Below are 2,910 nucleotides of genomic sequence, written 5' to 3'. Positions count from 1 at the left end.
CTCAGAGTCATTTAAGATGGCTTAAAGAGAGGTGCCCATGAGCGGTAAGCGTTATCCCGAAGAGTTTAAAATTGAAGCAGTCAAACAGGTTGTTGATCGTGGACATTCTGTTTCCAGCGTTGCAACACGTCTCGATATCACCACCCACAGCCCTATCGCCTATCGCCTATCGCCTATCGCCTATCGCCTATCGCCTATCGCCTATCGCCTATCGCCTATCGCCTATCGCCTATCGCCTATCGCCTGACGCCTGACGTCAGAAGGTCATCAGGCGGACCGGAGACTGGCAGGGTAGAGTAAATATTTCAATCCAGATGCCCCAAATGATAAAAGCTCTGTGAAACGCGGGAAAGAAGTCCATAGCAATTTTTTATTATATAGAATGAATTATAACAGTAAACATCGGCATGGTTCGAGCGATTAGATGTCTTCGAAATAATATTAAAATTAATACGTTCAACGAGTAGGTATTGTCGGGATTATTCGTGGTGATTCACACATCTCCTGCAACTCATTGAATATTCTTGCTACATGGAAACCATCGCACACGGAGTGATGAACCTGAACGGCGAGAGGTAACAAAACTTTTCCATCCTGTTCGTAGTATTTTCCAAACGTGAACATAGGGGCAAAGAAGTTCTTCATGTGAGCAATATTCATATTAAAGTTAGTAAACGTTACCCAGGGAATCGACGATACGAAAAAGATATTTTCCCGGGATTCTTCCTTAGGCCAGTATGAAAGGTTATTGCCATAGCGTGCAATATCTTCTGCGTACGTTTCCTGGAAGTTATTTATATTGCCGTCGAAGTGGCTCCATAATGACGAAAAGGTCTCCGTTTCAGGATGGAAAATGGTATAGCTTGGATGAATTTCATTCCATATGACAAGCTCATTATCCTTCATAGCCATACGGAATTCCGGATGTCGGTTCATGATTTTAGAAAGGAGAAATATAATCGTCGGGTAAAACTTCCAGCCGACCTCTTTGATATGTTTTCGCAGCGCGGTAATGTCGATCAAAACCGTTTGGTTAATAGTACACTCAGCAAATGACTGGAAGACTTCAAAATGCTCCTTTCTGGCCCAACGAGATAAATCAACAGGCGTATATTTCGGGGCTGTTTTTTTCATTTTTTAACCTTTTATTATCAATCACCTGAAGGGTTTTGGGCCAGAAACAACCGGAGAACCATTTCAACCGTATCTAATCTTCCTGTCAATCTCAGCCTGTGGTTTTCCGAACAGGTATCCCTGCACGAGATCGCAGCCAAGAGCCTGAAGACGCTCAAGCTGCGCTTCGGTTTCAACACCTTCCGCAATGACCCGCATATTGAGGCTCTTTGCCATGCCGGTTATCAATTTAACGATATTAAGGGCGTCATCCTGCGTGGATATCGGGTTCACAAAGGATTTGTCGATTTTAATTTTATCAAAATTCAGTTCACTTAGCCGTGAGAGCGACGAATAACCCGTCCCGAAATCATCGATTGAAATTTTTACACCCAGCGTTCTTAGCTTTTTGAGAATAGTGATCGGCGTATTGCTGTCACTGAAGAGCGAAGACTCCGTAACCTCTAATTCAAGACGGTTTGCCGGAAGTCCTGTCTCCTTCAGGATGGACTGTACCATCGCCGTAAAGGATTTCGTGCCCAGCTGAACGGGTGAGACGTTAACAGAGATCCTTGCCGGAACCGTCCAGGAGACCGCTTCCCGGCAGGCAAGCTCAAGCACATTTTTGCCAATCTGATTGATCATCCCCGTTTTTTCAGCGACAGAGATAAAGTAATCAGGTGACAGTATCCCCTTAACCGGGTGTATCCAGCGAATAAGCGCTTCGTAGCCGTAAATTTCATTGCTGAATGAATCGACAATAGGCTGGTAATAAACAACGAATTCATGGTTATCGATCGCCAGTGCCATATCATGTTCAAGGGTTCTGCTTTCCTGTAACTTTTGCAGCATCCACTGACGGAAAACTTTTATCTGCTGTGAACCCTCTTTTTTGGCTTCGTAGAGCGCCAGATCGGCAAATTTATAAAGATAATCAGAGCGCCGTTCATTATCAGATAAAACAATACCCACACAGGTGGCGATTTTTATCAGCTGGTTATTAATCGTATAGGGCTGGCTGATATGTTCGCTGATTTCTTTGGCACGCGAAACGGCTGCTGCTTCAGTGAGGCCGCTGGAAAGCAGGGCAAACTCGTCTCCGCCCAAACGGTAAAACGTATCAGTGGCGCTGCTCATTGAGGTGAGGCGTCTGGATACCTGATTCAACAGCAAATCTCCGGCATCATGGCCATAGGTATCGTTGACCTCCTTGAACCGGTCTAAATCAAATAGCATTACCGTGACAGGGGTGTGGTTTTTATCGGCCTGAAGATTAATTTTGTTAAGATCGTCCCAGAAGAAAAGACGGTTTTTCATGCCGGTGAGGGAGTCATGATAAACATCATACTCCAGCTTTGAGTTCTGAATTTGCAGCGTTTCTTTTGATATCTGAAGCTCGTCAGCAAGGCTTTTAACCTGCATGTGCGCTTTGAGAATGTTTTTATTCTGGTAGATCATTAAGAAACCCAGAATAAAGCTTAATATCACCAGTAATAATGAAAGTACCGAATAAATATAATAAAGAATCTGTATTTTATGGTTGGATTCATTAACCGTGTTAATATCTTTCGTTAGTGCCGTTGCAGAAAGTTGGCTCAGCGGCGCGTCGAGATCGTGCATATTTGTCAGGTATGCCTGTAACTCTGGATGGCTCATTTTTTCAAGATGACTATCCAGATAGCTCAGTATTTTCTCTAAGGAAGGTGCGAACAAGTCCCTGATATGAGATCATGTTTGTCATCAGGAGCCATGGAACAGGGTTCATCATGAGTCATCAACTTACCTTCGCCGACAGTG

General features: G+C 44.0%; 1 protein-coding gene and 2 pseudogenes. 1 reads left to right on the top strand and 2 read right to left on the bottom strand.

Translation table 11 applies throughout. From position 1 onward, the window contains the following. Positions 1–37: 37 nt before the first annotated feature. Positions 38–163, top strand: a pseudogene (locus tag ACMWLG_RS25620) (transposase); the annotation flags it as partial. Between the two features lie 293 nt (positions 164–456). On the opposite strand, the gene catA reads toward ACMWLG_RS25620, so the two are convergent. Together catA and ACMWLG_RS25610 are read right to left on the bottom strand one after the other, a co-directional pair. Then, entirely contained in the window at positions 457–1,134 is a 678-nt protein-coding gene (catA, locus tag ACMWLG_RS25615) for a type A chloramphenicol O-acetyltransferase (RefSeq protein WP_045400565.1), read from the bottom strand. A gap of 63 nt (positions 1,135–1,197) precedes the next feature. Then, positions 1,198–2,820 (bottom strand): annotated as a pseudogene (locus tag ACMWLG_RS25610) (putative bifunctional diguanylate cyclase/phosphodiesterase); the annotation flags it as partial. Between the last annotated feature and the right edge of the window lie 90 nt (positions 2,821–2,910).

The sequence above is a fragment of the Enterobacter sp. 01-M-02-SI-ECC genome (assembly GCF_047530595.1).
GTDB classification, from domain to species: Bacteria; Pseudomonadota; Gammaproteobacteria; order Enterobacterales; family Enterobacteriaceae; genus Enterobacter; species Enterobacter cloacae_M.
This window is presented reverse-complemented; position numbering and strand designations above follow the sequence as displayed.